Origin of the sequence: Janthinobacterium sp. GMG1 (genome assembly GCF_034427795.1) — a bacterium.
In the GTDB taxonomy this organism is placed as follows: Bacteria; Pseudomonadota; Gammaproteobacteria; order Burkholderiales; family Burkholderiaceae_D; genus Janthinobacterium.
Window position 1 is genome coordinate 1 of record NZ_JAXQNT010000005.1, and the last position, 16,780, is coordinate 16,780.

Genomic DNA, 16,780 nt, shown 5'->3' on the forward strand with positions numbered 1-16,780 from the left:
TGTGGAGTGCCCATTTTAATCGACTCTCGGTGACATACGGCAATTTCATGTCCTGCAGGCATGGCGCCCGCTCCGGTATCATGGCGCCTTTGCCCGCGAGATCTTCATGCTCAGTCCCGACCAGTTCCTGGCCTTCCTGGCCGCCGCCGTCCTCATTACCGCCAGTCCCGGCCCCGACAACCTGATGGTGCTGGGCGTGGGCATGTCGCGCGGGCGCCGCCAGGGCATGGCGTTCGGCCTGGGCTGCGCCCTTGGCTGCCTCACGCACACCGTGCTGGCGACCATCGGCGTGTCCGCCCTGCTGGCCGCCTCGCCCACCGCATTTACCGCGCTGAAAGTGGCTGGCGGGCTATATCTGGTGTGGCTGGGCATCGGCGCCTTGCGCAGCCGTGGCGGCGCCAGAGTCGATGGCGCGGCCGCCTTGCCGGACGAGTCCTTGCTGCGCCTGTTCGGCAAGGGCTTGTTTGCCAACAGTATCAATCCGAAAGTCGTGCTGTTTTTTCTCTCGTTCCTGCCGCAGTTCATCGTCGCGGGCCAGGGCAATGCCAGCTGGCAGACGGCGCAACTGGGCCTGGTCTTCACGGCGCAGGCTTGCGTGCTGTTCGGCCTGCTCGGCTATTTTTCCGGCGCCGTCGGCCTGTGGCTCAACCGCCGCCCGCGCGCCGGCCTGTGGCTGGACCGGGTGGCCGGCACCATTTTCATCGGCCTGGGCTTGCGCCTGATCCTGGCGCGCTGACCTCCTGCCGGGCGGTGATGCGAAATGCCAGTTCCATCTGATCCTGCACGGCCATGGCGCCGCCCAGGACGGCAAACGGCACGATGCCGAAGTCGCTCTGTTTCAGCAGCAGGCTGCCGCTGGCCTGCAGGCGGCGTCCATCGGCCGCTTGCTCGATCCGCACCGGCAGCTGCACCGTGCGCGTCACGCCATGCAGGGTGATGTCGGCGTCAAACACCTCCTTGTCGCCCGTGCGGCGCGCGTCGATGCTCACCCACGGATAGCGTTCCGCCTCGAGCACGCGCACCAGCATGTTGTGGCGCGTGCCAGCGATGGCGTCGGCCGACGGCGTCGTCGTCAGGCCTGCCGCCTGGCGCAGGCTTGCTTCATCCACACGCAGCTCGTCGAGCCGGAAGCGGAACTGCGCGCGTCCCAGCGCGGGCGCCACCACGCCTTGCAGGCTGCGGCTGGCCACCACGTGGTCATGCCCGAGCCGCGCCAGCGCGCCGCCGCGGCGCACGGTGATGGTCAGCAGGGATTCTTCGGGCGCGATGTGCAGCAGGTGCACGCCTTGCCGCTGCCACGCTGGCGCGGGGATGGTGGCAGGAGCGGCCGGTGCAGGGGTTGGTGTCTGCGGCAAGGGCGTGCAAGCGGCCAGCACGGCGCAGGCAAGCAGAAAAACGGTGCGAAGGTTCTGGCTGAACATGGGGCAGACGGGGCAAGGGCGATGGGGGAATAGTACGCGATCCGCACGGCGGCGCGCGTGCAATGTTAGAGCTGCGTCATAAGGCGGTCATATGGCGCTGTTATGATGCTTTTGTTGGCACACAGCATGCGGTGCGCAAATCACTACGTTCCGGGAGCGATAGGATGCAGGCATGACTCAACAGCTTAGCCGGTGAGCTCAACCATCGGCACCAGACAGGCTGGCGCGGCAGGAAATATTGCCACGCGGGCAAGCAAAGCGGGGAAAAACAGGAAACGGCCAGCGATTTAATGAAGTCCTAAGCCTGCCCGAGGGAAGGACTGGCATAGTGGATACATGGCGCACGGAAACCCCGGGCGCAAGGTTGCCGGACACCTCAATGACCGGCACGATTTCCACTTTTTCATGTGTTTTCCGTTTTATCCCTGCGCTCTGATACAGCGTTTCAACCGGCTACCGCACTTTGCGAAGCCGGTTTTTTTTGCCTGTGCTTTCTTCCTCCCGGCGCCAGGCGCCGGGAGGTTGGTTTGCTCCTCTCTTAGCCCGTTTGCTTGGCCAGCCACGCATCGACGGCCGGCAGGCGCTCGGCGCGCACCTTGATGCGGTACTTGATGCCGGCCACGGAACTGTCGGCGTCGCCGCGCGCGCTGGCCGGCAGGTTGGCCTGCGCATATGCTTCCAGCTTGGCGATCATGTCCGGCTGCGCCGAACCGGCCGCCAGGCGCGGGAAGTAGCGGCTGCGCGAACTGGCGTCGACGCGCGCATTGACTTGCTCCAGGTGCGCCAGCGCGAAGTCGAAGGCCAGTTCCGGATGCCTGCGCGATACGCGCGAGATCATGGCCGGGCTGTTGGTCACGCCTGGTTCATCCGTCAGCGCCAGCGCCAGTGCGCGCTGCGCCAGGGCCGCATCGTCGGTCGACGCCAGCAGGTCGTACAGCTGGTTCTTGACCAGCGGCGTCTTTTCCTGCTGCGCCTTGGCGTGCAGCTGCTCCCAGGTGGCGGCATCCGCATGCTGGGCCACGACGCCCAGGATGGTGCGGCGCAGCGGCGCGGGCATGGCGGAGGGATCCTGTTCGCTGGCCGCGTAGCGGCGGCGCGCTTCCGCGATCACGCCCGGTTCGCCCATGTCGCCAAGGATGGCAATCAGGCGCCCGCGCAGGGTCGCCACGCTGGACGCTTCGCCGGCACGCGCTTCCCAGCCCGTCTGCGCCATCATCGGTGCCAGGCGGGCCATGGCGAAGCGGCCAAAAGCCTGCTGGCGCGCAGGGTCGCCCGCGTACTGCTCATACAGGCCGTTCAGCGATGCGGCCACCCGGCCCAGCACTTGCGGGTCGGCCGACAGCGGCGTGGCCTTCACCAGTTCCAGGAAGCCGGCCGGGTCCTGCAAGCCCGCCATGCCCAGCGACTGGCTGTCCGCCAGCAAGCCCAGTTGGTCGATCGGCGCCAGGCGTGCGAAGCTGCCCGCCAGCGCGCGTGTGCCGGTGGGCGCATACAGGGTGCGGTAGTAGCCGCTCTGGCCCGCGTTCACCAGCAAGGCGCCGCAACCGGGCACGTTCAGGGTCGCCTTGCCATCCTTGAGCACCACCTTGGCCAGCTTGCCGTTGCCGACCGTCGAGGCGATCACCGGCACTTTCCACGACAGCGGCTTCTTGTCTGGCTGGTCCTTGGAAAACTCCGTCTGCGTCAAGGTCACGCGCGTACTGCCCTTGCTGCACACGGCGTCGCTCACGGTGACCATCGGCACGCCCGGCTGCAGGGTGAAATCATGGGCGATGGCGCTGACGGGCTTGCCGGCGGCCGCATCGACTTCGCGCCACAGGTCGTCCGACACCGTATTGCCATACGCATGCTTGCGCATGTAGCTGCGCACGGCCGTGCGCCACGTGTCGGCGCCCACATACGCTTCGAGCATGCGGATCACCGCTTCGCCCTTCTGGTAGGTGATGCCGTCGAAGGCCTGGCTAGCCTGTTCCACGGTGGCGATGCGCTGCACCACCGGGTGCGTGGTGCGCAGCGCATCCTGGCTCATGGCCGATTCGCGCCCGCCCACGTTGGACAGGGCCGTGTTCCATTCGGGGTGCAAACGCTCCGTCGTGCGGCTTTCCATCCACGACGCAAAGCCTTCGTTGAGCCACAGGTCGTCCCACCAGCGCATGGTGACCAGGTCGCCGAACCACTGGTGCGCCATTTCATGCGACAGGGTGGTGTAGATGTTTTCCTTGTCGGTCTGCGTCGAGATGGTCGGGTCGAGCAGCAGGCCGTATTCGAAGGTGAACACGGCGCCCCAGTTTTCCATGGCACCGAAGAACTGGCTGCGGCCCGGTGCGGCGATGTTGTCAAGCTTGGGCAGCGGATAGCGCACGCCGAAGTAATCGTTGTACTCGCGCAGCAGGGCTGCCGATTCGTCGAGCGCGAAGCGGCTTTGCGCCAGCGCACCCTTCTTCGTGATGACGCCCACTTCCGTGCCGTCGCTCATGGCCGTGGCGCGCTCGAAGTCGCCCAGGCCGAAGAACAGCAGATACGTCGACATGCGCGGCGTGGTGGCGAAGTACACGTGCTTCATGCCATTGCCCAGCTCTTCGCTGCTGGCGATCGGCATGTTACCGACGGCCATCTGGTTGCTCGGTACGATCACGTCCAGCGCGAAGGTCGCCTTGTAGTCCGGTTCATCCCACGACGGCAGCATGCTGCGCGCGTCCGAATTCTCGAACTGCGTGTACAGCGCGCGCTGGCGCCCTTGCGGCGTATCATAGTCGAGCGAAAACAGGCCCGTGGCCTGCGTGCCGATCTTGCCGGTGTAGTCGATGCGCAACAGGTATTCGCCCTTGGCCAGGGGCTCGGCAAAATGCACGGTGGCCGTCTGCTTGTCCGCATCGATATCGATCTTGCGCGTCACCTGCTTGCTGCCGCCTGCGCCTTCGATGGCGGCGGCGGCAAACGCCAGGTTCAAGGCATTGAAAGTGATGCTGCTGGTCGGCGCGTCGACGGCCACCTTGATGGCGGCTGCGCCCTTGAAGGTCGAGGCGGCAGCGTCCGGCGTGATCGACAGGATATAGTGCAAGGGCGTGACGCCGCGCGGCAACTGCGTGGTGGTGCCAAGGGCGTGGCTGGCCGACGCGTATTTGGCGGCGGGGGCGGCGTGGCCCGGGATGACGGCGGTGATGGCGGTCAGTGCCAGGACGGCGGCGGCCAGTTGGCTGCGGCGGAAACGCGGAGTCGGTGTGCGATGCATGGTATGCCCTTCGTTCATGGATAAAACGCCCGCCAGCCGGATAGGCTGCGGGCGTGGATGGCGGTAGCGGGACATCGCTGAACTGACAGCCAGCGTTCCCGTACATCAATCTAAGTGGAAACGGGGCCAAAGTCAACGCGCCAGGGATGCCGCACCATGGCGGTGCGCTGGTATGATGGGCGCCTGGCTGCATTGCCACAGGCTGGTGCCGCAGCCGATAGTCCAACACCATAACGAGACGAGACCCAAGCACATGAAACTGACCATCAGCCCCCGCACGCCCAATCCGCGCCGCGTTACCATGTTCATTGCCGAAAAAGGCATCACCGGCATCGAGGAAGTGGCGCTCGACCTGATGGCGGGCCAGCACCGCGATCCCGCCTTCCTGGCGAAAAACCCGCTGGGTCGCGTGCCCGTGCTGGAATTGGCGGACGGTCGCGTGCTGACCGAAACGCGCGCCATCTGTACTTACCTGGAAGGCTTGCAGCCGCAGCCGAACCTGATGGGCGAAGGATTCGAGGAACGCGCGTTCATTGAAATGGCAGACCGCCGCGTGGAACTGCATTTGTTCAGCGCCGCCGCCAACTGGGTGCGCCACGGCCATCCGGCCCTGGTGGCGCTGGAAAACCCGCAGTTTCCCGATTTCGCCACGGCGCAGGCGGGCAAGCTGCGCGAGACGGCGCAGTGGCTGGACCAGGTGCTGGCCCAGCAGCCGTACATCGCCGGCGAGCGTTTCACGATTGCCGACATCACGGCCTTCTGTGCGCTGGAATTCGCGCGTGGCCTGATGAAGTACCGTCCCGGCGCGGAAGGCTTGCTCAACCTGCAGGCTTACCGCGACCGCATTGCCGAACGCCCCAGCGCGCAGGCGAAGTAACCGGGTAGGTCGGATTGGCGGGATGCGTAATCCGACACCACCCCATTACTTCAGCTGCTCCAGCAGGAAGGTGTAGGTCAGCGCCCACATCAGCGCCTGCTGGTCGTTGTTGGCCGCGCCCGCGTGGCCGCCTTCCGTGTTTTCCCAGTACAGCACGTCGTGACCTTGCTCTTCCATCTTGGCCACCATCTTGCGCGCATGGCCAGGGTGGACCCGGTCGTCGCGCGTCGAAGTGGTAAACAGCACGCGCGGATATTTCTTGTCCCTGAAGACGTTCTGGTACGGCGAGTACTTGCTGATGTACGCCCATTGTTCCGGCACGTCCGGGTCGCCGTATTCTCCCATCCACGAGGCGCCCGCCAGCATCTTGTTATAGCGGCGCATGTCGAGCAGCGGTACCTGGCTGACGACGGCGTTGAACAGGTCGGGACGCTGCACCAGCACGGCACCCGTCAGCAGGCCGCCATTGCTGCCGCCCATGATGCCCAGGTGGCGCGGACTGGTGAGCTTGCGCTTGATCAAATCCTGTGCCACGGAGATGAAATCGTCATACGCACGCTGGCGGTTTTCCTTCAATGCCGCCTGGTGCCAGCGGGGGCCGAATTCGCCGCCGCCGCGGATATTCGCCAGCACGTACACGCCGCCCTTTTCCAGCCACGCCACGCCCGTGGTGCCGCTGTAGCTCGGTTTCAGCGACACTTCGAAGCCGCCGTAGCCATACAGCACGGTGGGATTGCTGCCGTCGAACTTGGTCTTCGTGCCCATGATGGCGAAATACGGCACCTTGGTACCATCCTTCGACGTCGATTCGAACTGCTCCACCTTGTATGGCGCCGCGTTATAGTAGGCCGGCAGCGACTTGATTTTCGTGCGCTTGTCGCTCTGCGCCGTGGCCAGGTACAGGGCGGTCGGGTTGAGGAAGTCGGTCACCTTCAGGAAGTACTGGTCCGAGTCGACGGGATCGAGCGCGCTGACGACCAGGGTGCCCAGCTTCGGCGCATCGACGGCGCGGCGCTGCCACTTGCCGTTCACGTGGCGCAGCTCCGTCAGGCGGTTCTTGACCTTGTCCAGGGTCGTCACGAGGATGGCCGATTTCGTCGCCGTGACATTGTCCAGCGAAGACGTGGCCGTGGGTGCGTACAGCACTTCCAGTTCCTGCTTGCCTTGCATGAAGGCCTTGAAATCCGTGGCCAGCAAGGAGCCTTGCGCATAGGTCTTGCCGTTGACTTTCCAGTCCGAGCGCAGGGTGATGACCAGCTGGTCGCGCACGGTGAAGGCCGTAGAGTCGTCCGGTTTCGGCACCTTTTTCAACTCGGCGCCGTCGCGCAGGAACATTTCGCCGCTGTAGAAATCGATTTGCCGCTCGATGAACTGGTGTTCGTGGCCGGGCGTGAAGTCCTTGTAGGCGCCGGCGCTCAAGTCGTCGGGTTTGGCTTCGTACAAGGTTTGCGCCTGTGCCAGCGGCGTGCCGCGCTGCCACTGCTTGATGATGCGCGGGTAGCCGGAGCTGGTCATCGAGCCAGGGCCGAAATCGGTGGAAACGAACAGGGTATCCTGGTCGATCCAGCTGGCGCTGCCCTTCGCTTCGGGCAGGGTGAAGCCGCCTTCGACAAAGGCGCGCTTGGCCACGTCGTATTCGCGTACCACCTTGGCGTCGCCGCCGCCGCGCGACAGGGAAATGAGGCACCGTTCGCCCTTCGGATACAGGCAGGAGGCGCCGCCCCAGACCCAGTTTTCACTCTCGCCGGCGGCCAGTTGGTCGAGGTCGATCACGGTTTCCCAAGTTGGCTCGGCCAGCTGGTATTGCGCCAGCGTGGTGCGTCGCCAGATGCCGCGCACGTGCTGGGCATCGCGCCAGAAGTTGTAGTAATACTCGCCTTCCTTGCTGACATCGGGAATGCGTTCCTTGGAATTGAGGATGGTTTTCAGGCGCGCCTGCAGGGCGGGGAAGCCGGGCTGGCCTTCCAGTTCCTTGGTGGCGACGGCATTGTGCTGCTTGACCCAGGCCAGCGGCTTGTCGCCGAGGACGTCTTCCAGCCACAGGTGGGGATCGGTGTTGGCGGCGGCGGGCGCGGGTGCTTGTGCATGGGCGATGCCCGCTGCGGCCAGGCCGAGCAGCATGCTGCCGGCGAGAGTGCGATATGACGACATAGTGGGTTCCTGGTTGGTCCGAGGGAGGCCGCGTTGCAGGCAAAACGGCGCAGCCATGGTGCCATGGATTGCTGTGAGGAACCAGTGTCTACGGATGACTATTTAAAAAATAACATGTTTTTCCAATATTGTTTGCTGGAAAAGAGCGAGACCGCAGAATCTGCGGCGTGTGGCGCGCTTCAGGATGCGTCAGATCCGCTCAGGGCGCTCACGGTAAGCCTCGTTTTTTCGACATCGCCGCCGTCGCAGTGATAAATCCACAATGCTTCGTTGTCGCGGCTGTCGATGAACAGGATGCGCGTGTTTTCCTCGCCGATGGACAGGCAATCCGCCAGCTCGGCAAGACTGAACGGTGCTGCCTGCTTCGAACCTGTTCCCGCCGCTTGCGCCAGGGTCTGCGCAAAGCCTGCCAGTTGCCGGACTGCCAGATACCGTATGCCATCGACCTCGACGTCTTGACACAGCGCGTCCAGGCTGTACAGCGTGAAGGGGTCTTCATCCGTGAAAATCGCCACGTCGGGACGCGACTTTCCGCTGCGGAGGTGAGCGAGATAGGCCTGGGGCAGGGCTACTTCTTTACTTGCCAGCAATTTCTCCAGCTGCTTGCCGCTTTTCTTCGCGACCTTGGGGGTGACGGCTTCGCAAGCCTGCGCTGTCCAGGCGACTGGATTGAACTGGAATATCCTTGAGCATGCGGGGCAGTGCAGGAACATGAAGGTCATGTTCTTGCCGATGGCCGATTTCAGAAAATCGCCATCGGCCGCATCGAGTGCGCTGCTGTCAAAATGATGGCCGCAGGCGTCGTGGTAGGGGCAAGTGATCTTTGTCATGGTTCAGATTGGTGTGGCATTGAAGTAGCGTTCCATACGCAAAGCGATCTCCTCTTTTTCTTGCGGATAAGATGCCTTGGGGTTTCTTTCCCAGTAGGCAATGCCTTCGTTCAAGGCCCACAAGGCTTTTTCCTGCTTGCCGGCCATCAGATAAAAATCGCAGGCCCTGGCATGCGAGTCGTGCGCTTCAACCAGGGCCAGGGCCGCATTTTCCCAGTTGGACCGGTGGTCGAGCCAGGGAATGGCCAACTCCAGCAGATTGTCCCGCAGGCAGACCATGACTGTTGCCCGATGGAGCGGATCGACCAGCTGGTGTTCTTTGTCCTCCTTGACATCGATGACAGGGAATTGCCAATTCGGGATATTCCAGTCCGCCACGCCGCCAACGATATTGTTGACAGGTTCACGGCCGTAGCGTGCCTTGTGCCATGTTGTATAGGATCTGGACGAGACCTGATAGTGGCTCCAGAATGCCACGCAGACATCCTCTTCATTATGGCGGTTGGCCTGGAAATGGATGGCCTGGACGAATTCGTCCTTTGCTCGCTTGAAGGTCAGCTGGCTTGGCGAGAACTTGAAGCCCGCTGCGGTCAGCGGCTGCAGCAAGAACGCTTCAATATTGGTGATGATCAGCTCTTTTGGTTTCATGCTGTTCCCTGGCATTGACGGTTGCGCCGCCTTGCTGTCAAAACGGCGCTGCCATGTTGCCATAGATCAGTGCGAACGCATCTTGCGGCGGGCAATCGTGCGAGGGAAAACCGGCTTTTTTACTATTGGCGGGGTGGCCGATCACGGCAACTGATTGACCCACACGGGTGCCGACCAGACGATGTTGCCATCGTCCTGCGTCAGCCGCGCGTAATAGAAATGGGGGCCGGGCGCGGGCGTGACGGTGAACTCGGCCTGGTCCGACACTGGCGTAACGGAACCATTGTTGCCCGGTACGCCGTGGAAAATGGCGACGGCGGCCGCTTGCCGCCCCGCGCTGTTGCTGAAATGGGTGGCCAGGTGCAAGGGGCCGTGGTTGTCGAAACGCTCGCCCATCAGCTTGCCATTGGCCGTAAACAGCAGTTGCGCGTGCTTGTCCATGGTGGCAAACACGCGGCGCGCGCGCAGCGCTTCGAGGAAGCCGTCGCGTGAAACGGGCGTGCCGGCGGCAGGGCTGGTTACCAGCACGGCCGTGCGGTTGCCATACGACGCCCCCCAGTTGGCGCAGTGATTGTCCTGGTTGCTGCTGAACGCAACGTGGTAGCCGGCCGCCAGCGCCCGGTTGCAAGCCGCTTCGTAATTGCTGCGCCGCGTCTCCGTTTCCTGGTCGTTGATGGAAAACGCGGAGGTGTTCATGACTTCGCACAGCACCATGGCCGCGTCGCCGTCCGGCGTGTAGCCCAGCGCCTGGTCGCCGACGAGGAACTGGCCCGTTTGGGCCGGGTGGTTGAACTGGCCGACCCAGCCCCGCTCGCGCATCAGCGTGTACAGGCCCGCGTAATCGCCCTTCGGCGTTTCCACGTCGGCCAGCAACTCGCCCAGGGCATTCCTTTCCCATCCCAGCAACTGTTCGCTATTGAAAATGTTCAGGTGGCCGCCCTTGTTGATGACGCCCCATTCCATGCCGTACAGGGCCAGGAAACCGGGGTGGGCGGCGGTATACGCGGCCGCTTCGGCCAGGCCCGTCTGGTACAGGGTTGTCGCTTCGGCAGCGGTGGCAGCTGGGTTGGTGCCGTCGGAACCGTCATACATATGGTTGTGCTCGGACGTCAGCAGGGCGTCGAGGCCGTGTTCTTGCGCATACTTGTAGGCATCGATGGGGCCGAAGGGCGCCGTTCGCGGGTCTTGCGCGCCATGGCAGGCATCGAGTGCCGCGCCGCCGTCGCTGTGGCGCGTCTGGCTGTGCAGGTTGGCGTAGACGAGGCGATAGTCGGACTGGCCTTCCAGACTGGGCAGTTGTTGCAGGCCGGTCTGGAAGGCGGGCACCCTGGGCGCCGTGCTGGCGCCCCGTTGCACCTGGACGTGCCATTGCTGTTCCATCTGCATCTCTTGAGGCGTGCCAGGATCGGCCTCGGCAAGCAGGCGCAACTGGTACAAGCCGTCCGGCGCCAGCACCCTCCGTTCGCGCGCATCGGCGTCGGCGCGGCCATCCCAGGGCACGGTAACGCTCTTGCCACCAGCCCCCACCTGCTCCGTGCCCGACCAGCGCCGCAGTACAGCGCCTTGCGGGCCGGGTCCGGACAAGGTCAAGCTCCAGCGCACCGCATGGGTGCGGCCTGCGTCGGGATAGGCGAGGCGAACAATAAATGTGCGTGACTGCGAGGTACGCGCCTGCGTCGTCCGTGCACCGGCCGTGGCGCGGAAGGGAGCGACGACGGTGGCATCGAGTTCGCTGTGTTCCTTCGGCTCTTGGGTGGCGGCAGTGTTGCTCCATGTAATGAGCAGCAACCCGGCCCACGCGCAAACCAGCCACGGCGGCCGCCAGCGGCGCAATGTCTTGACCATCGTGCTCTCCCGCGTCTGCTTCGAATGGTATTTAGACAAGGGTTGCCACTTGCTGGTTCCCGCATGCACCAGCAAGTGGCGCGTTTGCACCGTGATTGGCCATGATCTGGCGCAAACCTCGTATCGATAAGGGCGTCTGCCCGTGCGGCAAGCTGGCACGGCGCTTGCTAGACAAGAGATACGGATCAACGGCGATCCCCTGAATAAACGCACAACGGTCCAACGACGGACCACATGGACAACGGCGTCCGCCCAGGCTGATTTTTTTCATCGGCGGGGGCGGGCGCCGTTTTGTTTTATCAACGGGATACTTCGGGAACCTATATGGCCAGCCAAAAAGCAACGCGCATCGCGCTCTTCTCCCTCGCCACGCCGCCCATGCGCGCATTCCATCTGACGTGGATGGCATTTTTCGTGTGTTTCTTCGCCTGGTTCGCCTGCGCTCCCCTGATGCCTGTCATCAAGGGCGAGTTCGGCCTTTCCTTGGCGCAAGTGGCGAACATCAATATCGCGGCCGTCGCCATCACCATCCTCGTGCGCCTGATCGTGGGACCCTTGTGCGACCGCTACGGCCCGCGCAAGACGTACACGGGCTTGCTCTTGCTGGGCGCCATCCCCGTGCTGGGCGTGGCCGCTTCGCAAAGCTATGAAAGCTTTCTGTTCTTCCGCCTGGGCATCGGCGCCGTCGGCGCCAGCTTTGTCATCACGCAATATCACACCTCCGTGATGTTCGCCCCGCGTGTTGTCGGCACGGCCAACGCGGCCGCCGCCGGCTGGGGCAATGCGGGCGGCGGTGCGGCGCAGGCGTTGATGCCGCTGCTGCTGGGTGCCGTGGTGATGCTGGGCGTGTCCGAATCGCTGGGCTGGCGCGTGGCCCTGCTGGTGCCGGGCGTGCTGATGCTGGTGATGGCGGCCCTGTACTGGCGCTATACGCAAGATTGCCCTGAAGGTAATTACTCGGACTTGCGCGCCGCCGGTACGGCCATCGAGGGTGGTAAAAAGGGGGGCTGGGACAGCTTCAAGGCGGCCAGTTCCAACTACCGCGTCTGGCTGCTGTTCGTCACCTACGGCGCCTGCTTCGGCATCGAAATCTTCATCCACAACATCGCCGCCGTGTATTACGTCGACCATTTCGGCCTGTCCTTGAAATCGGCCGGCCTGGCCGCCGGCAGCTTCGGCTTGCTGGCCCTGTTTGCCCGCGCCTTGGGCGGCTGGATGTCGGACAAGCTGGCCCTGCGCGGCAACCTGAACAGCCGCGTCACCCTGCTGTTCATGCTGATGATCGGCGAAGGCGTGGGCCTGCTGTGGTTTGCGAAAGTCGACAGCGTCACCTATGCCGTCATCGCCATGCTGGTCTTCGGCCTGTTCACCCATATGGCGTGCGGCGCGACCTATGCACTGGTGCCCTTCATCGACAGCAAGGCGCTGGGCGGCGTGGCCGGCATCATCGGCGCCGGCGGCAACGTGGGCGCCGTGGCGGCCGGTTTCCTGATGAAGGGCACGGGCGACATCCGCCAGACCCTGATCATCCTCAGCGCGCTGGTGGTGATCTCGGCCCTGTGCGCCATCGCCGTGCGCTTTACCCGCGAAGCGGCCGAGCCGAACATGGCTGCGGCCTGAGGAGATAGCAATGAACCACCCCCTGAACATCGTCGTCCTTGGCCATGGCATGGTCGGACATAAATTTCTCGAACGGCTGGCGCTGGAGAACAACACGCGCCTGTCCGTGACGGTCTTGTGCGAAGAGCCGCGCCCCGCCTACGACAGGGTGCACCTGTCCGAATTTTTCAGCGGCAAATCTGCCGAGGACCTTTCCCTGGTGGCGCCCGGCTTTTTCGACAAGGACAACGTCGTGTTGAAACTCAATGCGCGCGCCGTGTCCATCGACCGCGTGGTGAAAACCGTCACCGTCAGCACGGGCGAAGTCTTGAGCTACGACAAACTGGTGTTCGCCACAGGCTCGACGCCGTTCGTGCCGCCGCTGCCGGGCAAGGAGAGGGATGGCTGCTTCGTCTACCGCACCATCGAAGACCTGGAAGCCATGCTGGCCTGGGGTGGAAAGTCAACAACTGGCGTGGTGATCGGCGGGGGATTGCTGGGCCTTGAATGCGCGAAAGCCTTGCGCGATTTGAAGCTGGACACTCACGTGGTGGAATTCGCGCCGCGCCTGATGGCCGTGCAGGTGGACGAGGGCGGTGCGCGCGTCCTGCGCCGCAAGATCGAGGAACTGGGCGTGACCGTGCACACGCAAAAGAACACCCTGGCCATCGTCGATGGCGAGGCGGCCACGCACCGCATGCAGTTTGCCGATGGCAGCCACCTGGAAGCGGACATGATCGTCTTTTCGGCCGGCATCCGCCCGCGCGACGAACTGGCGCGCGCCTGTGGCCTGGAGGTGGGGCCACGCGGCGGCATCGCCATCGACGACAGCTGCGTCACGTCCGATCCCGATATCTATGCGATCGGCGAATGCGCGCTGTGGGGCGGCCTGGTCTTCGGCCTGGTGGCGCCCGGCTACGAAATGGCCCGCATCGCAGCGCGCCATGTGTTGCAGGAAGAGGGCGAAGCCTCGTTCAAGGGCGCCGACATGAGCACCAAGCTCAAACTGATGGGCGTGGACGTGGCCAGCCTGGGCGACCCGCACGGCAATGCGCCGGGCAGCCGCTCCTACCAGTTCATGGACGAGCGCAAGCAGATCTACAAGAAAATCGTCGTTTCCGATTGCGGCAAATACCTGCTGGGCGGCGTGATGGTGGGCGACGCCAGCGAATACGGCACCTTGCTGCAAATGATGCTCAATAAAATCGAGCTGCCGGAATTCCCCGAGTTCCTGATCCTGCCGCAGGCGGATGGCCAGCAAAAGGTGGGACTGGGCGTGGACGCCTTGCCCGAGTCGGCGCAAATCTGTTCGTGCAACGACGTGTCAAAGGGCGCGCTGTGCGCGGCCGTCGCCGAGGGCGCCACGACCATCGGCTCCCTGAAAAGCTGTACGAAAGCGGGCACCGCGTGCGGCGGCTGCGTGCCGCTGGTGACGCAGATCATGAAGGCGGAAATGCAGAAGCAGGGCCTGGCCGTCAACAACCACGTCTGCGAACACTTTGCGTACTCGCGCCAGGAATTGCACCACCTGGTCCGCGTGGGCAAAATCCGCAGCTTCGGCGAACTCCTGGGCGCGCACGGCCAGGGCCTTGGTTGCGACGTGTGCAAGCCCGTGGCGGCGAATATCCTCGCCTCGTGCTGGAACGATTTCGTGCTGTCGCCCGTACACGCCAGCCTGCAGGACAGTAACGATTACTTCCTCGGCAATATCCAGAAGGATGGCACGTATTCCGTCGTGCCCCGCATGCCGGGCGGCGAAGTGACGGCCGACGGCTTGATCGCCGTGGGCATGGTGGCGAAAAAATACGGTCTGTACACAAAAATCACGGGCGGCCAGCGGGTCGACCTGTTCGGCGCAAGAGTCGACCAGTTGCCGGCCATCTGGGAAGAACTGATCGCGGCCGGTTTCGAGTCGGGCCACGCTTACGGCAAGTCGCTGCGCACGGTGAAATCGTGCGTCGGCTCCACCTGGTGCCGCTATGGCGTGGCCGACAGCGTGGGCTTTGCGATCCAGCTGGAAAACCGCTACAAGGGCTTGCGCACGCCGCACAAGATCAAGTTCGGCGTCTCCGGCTGCACGCGCGAATGCGCCGAGGCGCAGGGCAAGGACGTCGGCCTGATCGCCACGGAAAAGGGCTGGAACTTGTACGTGTGCGGCAATGGCGGCATGAAGCCGCGCCATGCGGAACTGATCGCCTCTGACCTCGATGAAGCCACCCTGGTGCGCTATGTCGACCGCTTCCTGATGTTTTACGTGCGCACGGCCGACCGCCTGCAGCGCACCAGCGTATGGCGTGACAACCTGGAAGGGGGCCTCGATTACCTGAAAGCCGTCGTCGTCGCCGACCGCCTGGGCATCGCCCACGAGCTGGAAGCGGACATGCAGCACGTGGTCGACACCTACGCCTGCGAGTGGAAGGAAGCCGTGTCCAACCCCGCCGTGCGCCAGCGCTTCCGCCATTTCGTCAACAGCGAGAAGAACGATGAAAACGTGGTGTTCGTCGAAGAGCGGGGCCAGATCCGGCCTGCCACCGAGATGGAACGCCGCAGCACCGTGATCCCCATCCATGCCGTGGAGGCTTGAGCCATGAATGCGATGAATGAACTTTCCGGCGCCACCGCCGACAACTGGGTCGCCATCTGCCCCTTGGCCGACATCGTGCCCGACACGGGCGTGTGCGCGCTGCTGAATGGCCGCCACGTGGCCGTCTTCCGCGTCGGCGATGCCGCGCCGCGCGTGTACGCCATCGATAATGTCGACCCGAACGCGGGCGCTTCCGTGCTCTCGCGCGGCCTCGTGGGCAGCATCGGCGAGCGCGTCGTGGTGGCGTCGCCCATCTACAAGCAGCACTTCGACCTGGCCAGCGGCGAGTGCATCGAAGCGCCTGAACACTCGGTTGCCGCCTGGCCCGCGCGCGTGTTTGCCGACATGGTGTGGGTGGCCATATGAACACCGCCGCGCGGCCGTCTTTAGTCGTGGTTGGCAACGGCATGGCCGGCATGCGCACGGTCGAGGAACTGTTGAAACTCGCGCCGGACCTGTACGACATCACCGTATTCGGCGCCGAACCGCACGGCAATTACAACCGCATCCTGCTGTCGCCCGTGCTGGCCGGCGAAAAGTCGGTGGACGACATCATGCTGCACACGCGCGACTGGTATGCGCACAACGGCATCACCCTGCACGCGGGCGACCCCGTGGTGCGCATCGACCGCAAGGCGCGCACCGTGCAAGCGCTGTCCGGCATCACGGTCGCCTATGACCGCCTGCTGCTGGCCACCGGCTCCACGCCCTTCATCGTGCCCGTGCCGGGCCATGCGCTGCCAGGCGTGATCGGTTTTCGCGATATCAGCGACGTCGACACCATGCTGCAGGCGGCGCGCACGCACCGCCACGCGGTGGTCATCGGCGGCGGTTTGCTGGGACTGGAAGCGGCCAACGGCTTGCAGCGCCAGGGCATGGACGTCACCGTCGTACACATGAGCGGCGCCCTGATGAACCAGCAGCTGGACGCACCCGCATCGATGCTGCTGAAATCGGCGCTGGAAGCGCGCGGCCTGCGATTTTTGATGCAGGCGCAAACGGCGGAAATCCTCGGCACCGACCGCGTGCAGGGCGTGCGCTTTGCCGATGGCACGTCGATCCCCGCCGACCTGGTGGTGATGACGGCCGGCGTGCGCCCCAACATCGCCTTGGCGCAAGCGGCCGGCTTGCACTGCGAACGGGCCATCGTCGTCGACGACTGCCTGCAAAGCTATGACCCGCGCGTGTACGCCGTGGGCGAATGCGTGCAGCACCGGCGCGCCACTTTCGGTCTGGTGGCACCCATCTGGGAGCAGGCGCGCGTGTGCGGCGCGCACCTGGCCGGCGCGGGGCACCGCCGCTACGTGCAGCAAGCCAGCGCCACCAAATTGAAAGTGACGGGCATCGACCTGTATTCGGCCGGCGACATCATCGGCGGCGAGGGCAGCGAAGACCTGGTGCTGCGCGATCCGCGCCGCGGCGTCTACAAGCGCCTGGTGGTGCAGGGCAACCGCCTGGCCGGCGCCGTGTTGTATGGCGACGTGCAGGACGGTCCCTGGTATTTCGACCTGATCCAGCAGCGCCGCGACATCAGCAAGCTGCGCGCCCATTTATTGTTTGGCCAGGCGCTGTGCGCCCAGGCCGCCTGACAGC

Annotated in this window: 12 protein-coding genes; 6 read left to right on the top strand and 6 right to left on the bottom strand. The window is 64.2% G+C overall.

Annotated elements, in window-relative coordinates:
• The first annotated feature begins 106 nt into the window (after nt 1-106).
• Nucleotides 107-736, top strand: a complete 630-nt coding sequence (locus SJI03_RS14830) for a LysE family translocator (protein ID WP_034754929.1) — start codon at nt 107-109, stop codon at nt 734-736.
• On the opposite strand, the gene SJI03_RS14835 is transcribed toward SJI03_RS14830, so the two are convergent.
• Together SJI03_RS14835 and SJI03_RS14840 are read right to left on the bottom strand one after the other, a co-directional pair.
• A complete protein-coding gene (locus SJI03_RS14835; protein ID WP_322427686.1) occupies nt 699-1,421 on the bottom strand; it encodes a YceI family protein in 723 nt (240 codons plus the stop codon). The genes SJI03_RS14830 and SJI03_RS14835 overlap by 38 nt on opposite strands.
• A gap of 538 nt (nt 1,422-1,959) precedes the next feature.
• Nucleotides 1,960-4,653, bottom strand: a complete 2,694-nt coding sequence (locus SJI03_RS14840) for a M1 family metallopeptidase (RefSeq protein WP_322427687.1) — start codon at nt 4,651-4,653, stop codon at nt 1,960-1,962.
• A gap of 253 nt (nt 4,654-4,906) precedes the next feature.
• Here SJI03_RS14840 and SJI03_RS14845 point away from each other — a divergent pair, with 253 nt between their 5' ends.
• The gene (locus SJI03_RS14845) at nt 4,907-5,530 is read left to right on the top strand and encodes a glutathione S-transferase family protein (RefSeq protein WP_099378646.1); all 624 of its coding nucleotides are present in this window, start codon (nt 4,907-4,909) and stop codon (nt 5,528-5,530) included.
• A gap of 45 nt (nt 5,531-5,575) precedes the next feature.
• On the opposite strand, the gene SJI03_RS14850 is transcribed toward SJI03_RS14845, so the two are convergent.
• The 4 genes from SJI03_RS14850 to SJI03_RS14865 form a co-directional block, all read right to left on the bottom strand.
• A complete protein-coding gene (locus SJI03_RS14850) occupies nt 5,576-7,681 on the bottom strand; it encodes a prolyl oligopeptidase family serine peptidase (RefSeq protein WP_322427688.1) in 2,106 nt (701 codons plus the stop codon).
• 179 nt (nt 7,682-7,860) lie between these two features.
• A complete protein-coding gene (locus tag SJI03_RS14855; protein WP_322427689.1) occupies nt 7,861-8,511 on the bottom strand; it encodes a hypothetical protein in 651 nt (216 codons plus the stop codon).
• Between the two features lie 3 nt (nt 8,512-8,514).
• Nucleotides 8,515-9,159 (bottom strand): DUF4304 domain-containing protein, encoded by a 645-nt coding sequence (locus SJI03_RS14860; protein ID WP_322427690.1) that lies wholly within the window; start codon nt 9,157-9,159, stop codon nt 8,515-8,517.
• Nucleotides 9,160-9,300: 141 nt separating this feature from the next.
• Nucleotides 9,301-11,004, bottom strand: coding sequence for a CehA/McbA family metallohydrolase (locus SJI03_RS14865; RefSeq protein WP_322427691.1), 1,704 nt, complete (start codon nt 11,002-11,004; stop codon nt 9,301-9,303).
• A 324-nt stretch (nt 11,005-11,328) separates the two neighbouring features.
• On the opposite strand from SJI03_RS14865, the gene SJI03_RS14870 reads away from it, so the two are divergent.
• From SJI03_RS14870 to SJI03_RS14885, 4 genes are read left to right on the top strand one after another with little or no spacing between them, the layout of a single operon-like run.
• Nucleotides 11,329-12,624, top strand: a complete 1,296-nt coding sequence (locus tag SJI03_RS14870; RefSeq protein ID WP_322427692.1) for an MFS transporter — start codon at nt 11,329-11,331, stop codon at nt 12,622-12,624.
• A 10-nt stretch (nt 12,625-12,634) separates the two neighbouring features.
• The gene (gene nirB / locus SJI03_RS14875; RefSeq protein WP_322427693.1) at nt 12,635-15,187 is read left to right on the top strand and encodes a nitrite reductase large subunit NirB; all 2,553 of its coding nucleotides are present in this window, start codon (nt 12,635-12,637) and stop codon (nt 15,185-15,187) included.
• Nucleotides 15,188-15,199: 12 nt separating this feature from the next.
• Entirely contained in the window at nt 15,200-15,553 is a 354-nt protein-coding gene (gene nirD / locus SJI03_RS14880; protein WP_099378652.1) for a nitrite reductase small subunit NirD, read from the top strand.
• The gene (locus tag SJI03_RS14885; RefSeq protein ID WP_322427694.1) at nt 15,550-16,776 is read left to right on the top strand and encodes an NAD(P)/FAD-dependent oxidoreductase; all 1,227 of its coding nucleotides are present in this window, start codon (nt 15,550-15,552) and stop codon (nt 16,774-16,776) included. The genes nirD and SJI03_RS14885 overlap by 4 nt, the downstream gene beginning before the upstream one ends.
• Nucleotides 16,777-16,780 lie beyond the last annotated feature (4 nt).

Excerpts from the sequence above, each read along its gene's own strand:
- SJI03_RS14830 (WP_034754929.1), top strand. The coding sequence starts at position 107 with ATGCTCAGTCCCGACCAGTTCCTGGCCTTCCTGGCCGCCGCCGTCCTC.
- SJI03_RS14835 (WP_322427686.1), bottom strand. The coding sequence starts at position 1,421 with ATGTTCAGCCAGAACCTTCGCACCGTTTTTCTGCTTGCCTGCGCCGTG.
- SJI03_RS14840 (WP_322427687.1), bottom strand. The coding sequence starts at position 4,653 with ATGCATCGCACACCGACTCCGCGTTTCCGCCGCAGCCAACTGGCCGCC.
- SJI03_RS14845 (WP_099378646.1), top strand. The coding sequence starts at position 4,907 with ATGAAACTGACCATCAGCCCCCGCACGCCCAATCCGCGCCGCGTTACC.
- SJI03_RS14850 (WP_322427688.1), bottom strand. The coding sequence starts at position 7,681 with ATGTCGTCATATCGCACTCTCGCCGGCAGCATGCTGCTCGGCCTGGCC.
- SJI03_RS14855 (WP_322427689.1), bottom strand. The coding sequence starts at position 8,511 with ATGACAAAGATCACTTGCCCCTACCACGACGCCTGCGGCCATCATTTT.
- SJI03_RS14860 (WP_322427690.1), bottom strand. The coding sequence starts at position 9,159 with ATGAAACCAAAAGAGCTGATCATCACCAATATTGAAGCGTTCTTGCTG.
- SJI03_RS14865 (WP_322427691.1), bottom strand. The coding sequence starts at position 11,004 with ATGGTCAAGACATTGCGCCGCTGGCGGCCGCCGTGGCTGGTTTGCGCG.
- SJI03_RS14870 (WP_322427692.1), top strand. The coding sequence starts at position 11,329 with ATGGCCAGCCAAAAAGCAACGCGCATCGCGCTCTTCTCCCTCGCCACG.
- nirB (WP_322427693.1), top strand. The coding sequence starts at position 12,635 with ATGAACCACCCCCTGAACATCGTCGTCCTTGGCCATGGCATGGTCGGA.
- nirD (WP_099378652.1), top strand. The coding sequence starts at position 15,200 with ATGAATGAACTTTCCGGCGCCACCGCCGACAACTGGGTCGCCATCTGC.
- SJI03_RS14885 (WP_322427694.1), top strand. The coding sequence starts at position 15,550 with ATGAACACCGCCGCGCGGCCGTCTTTAGTCGTGGTTGGCAACGGCATG.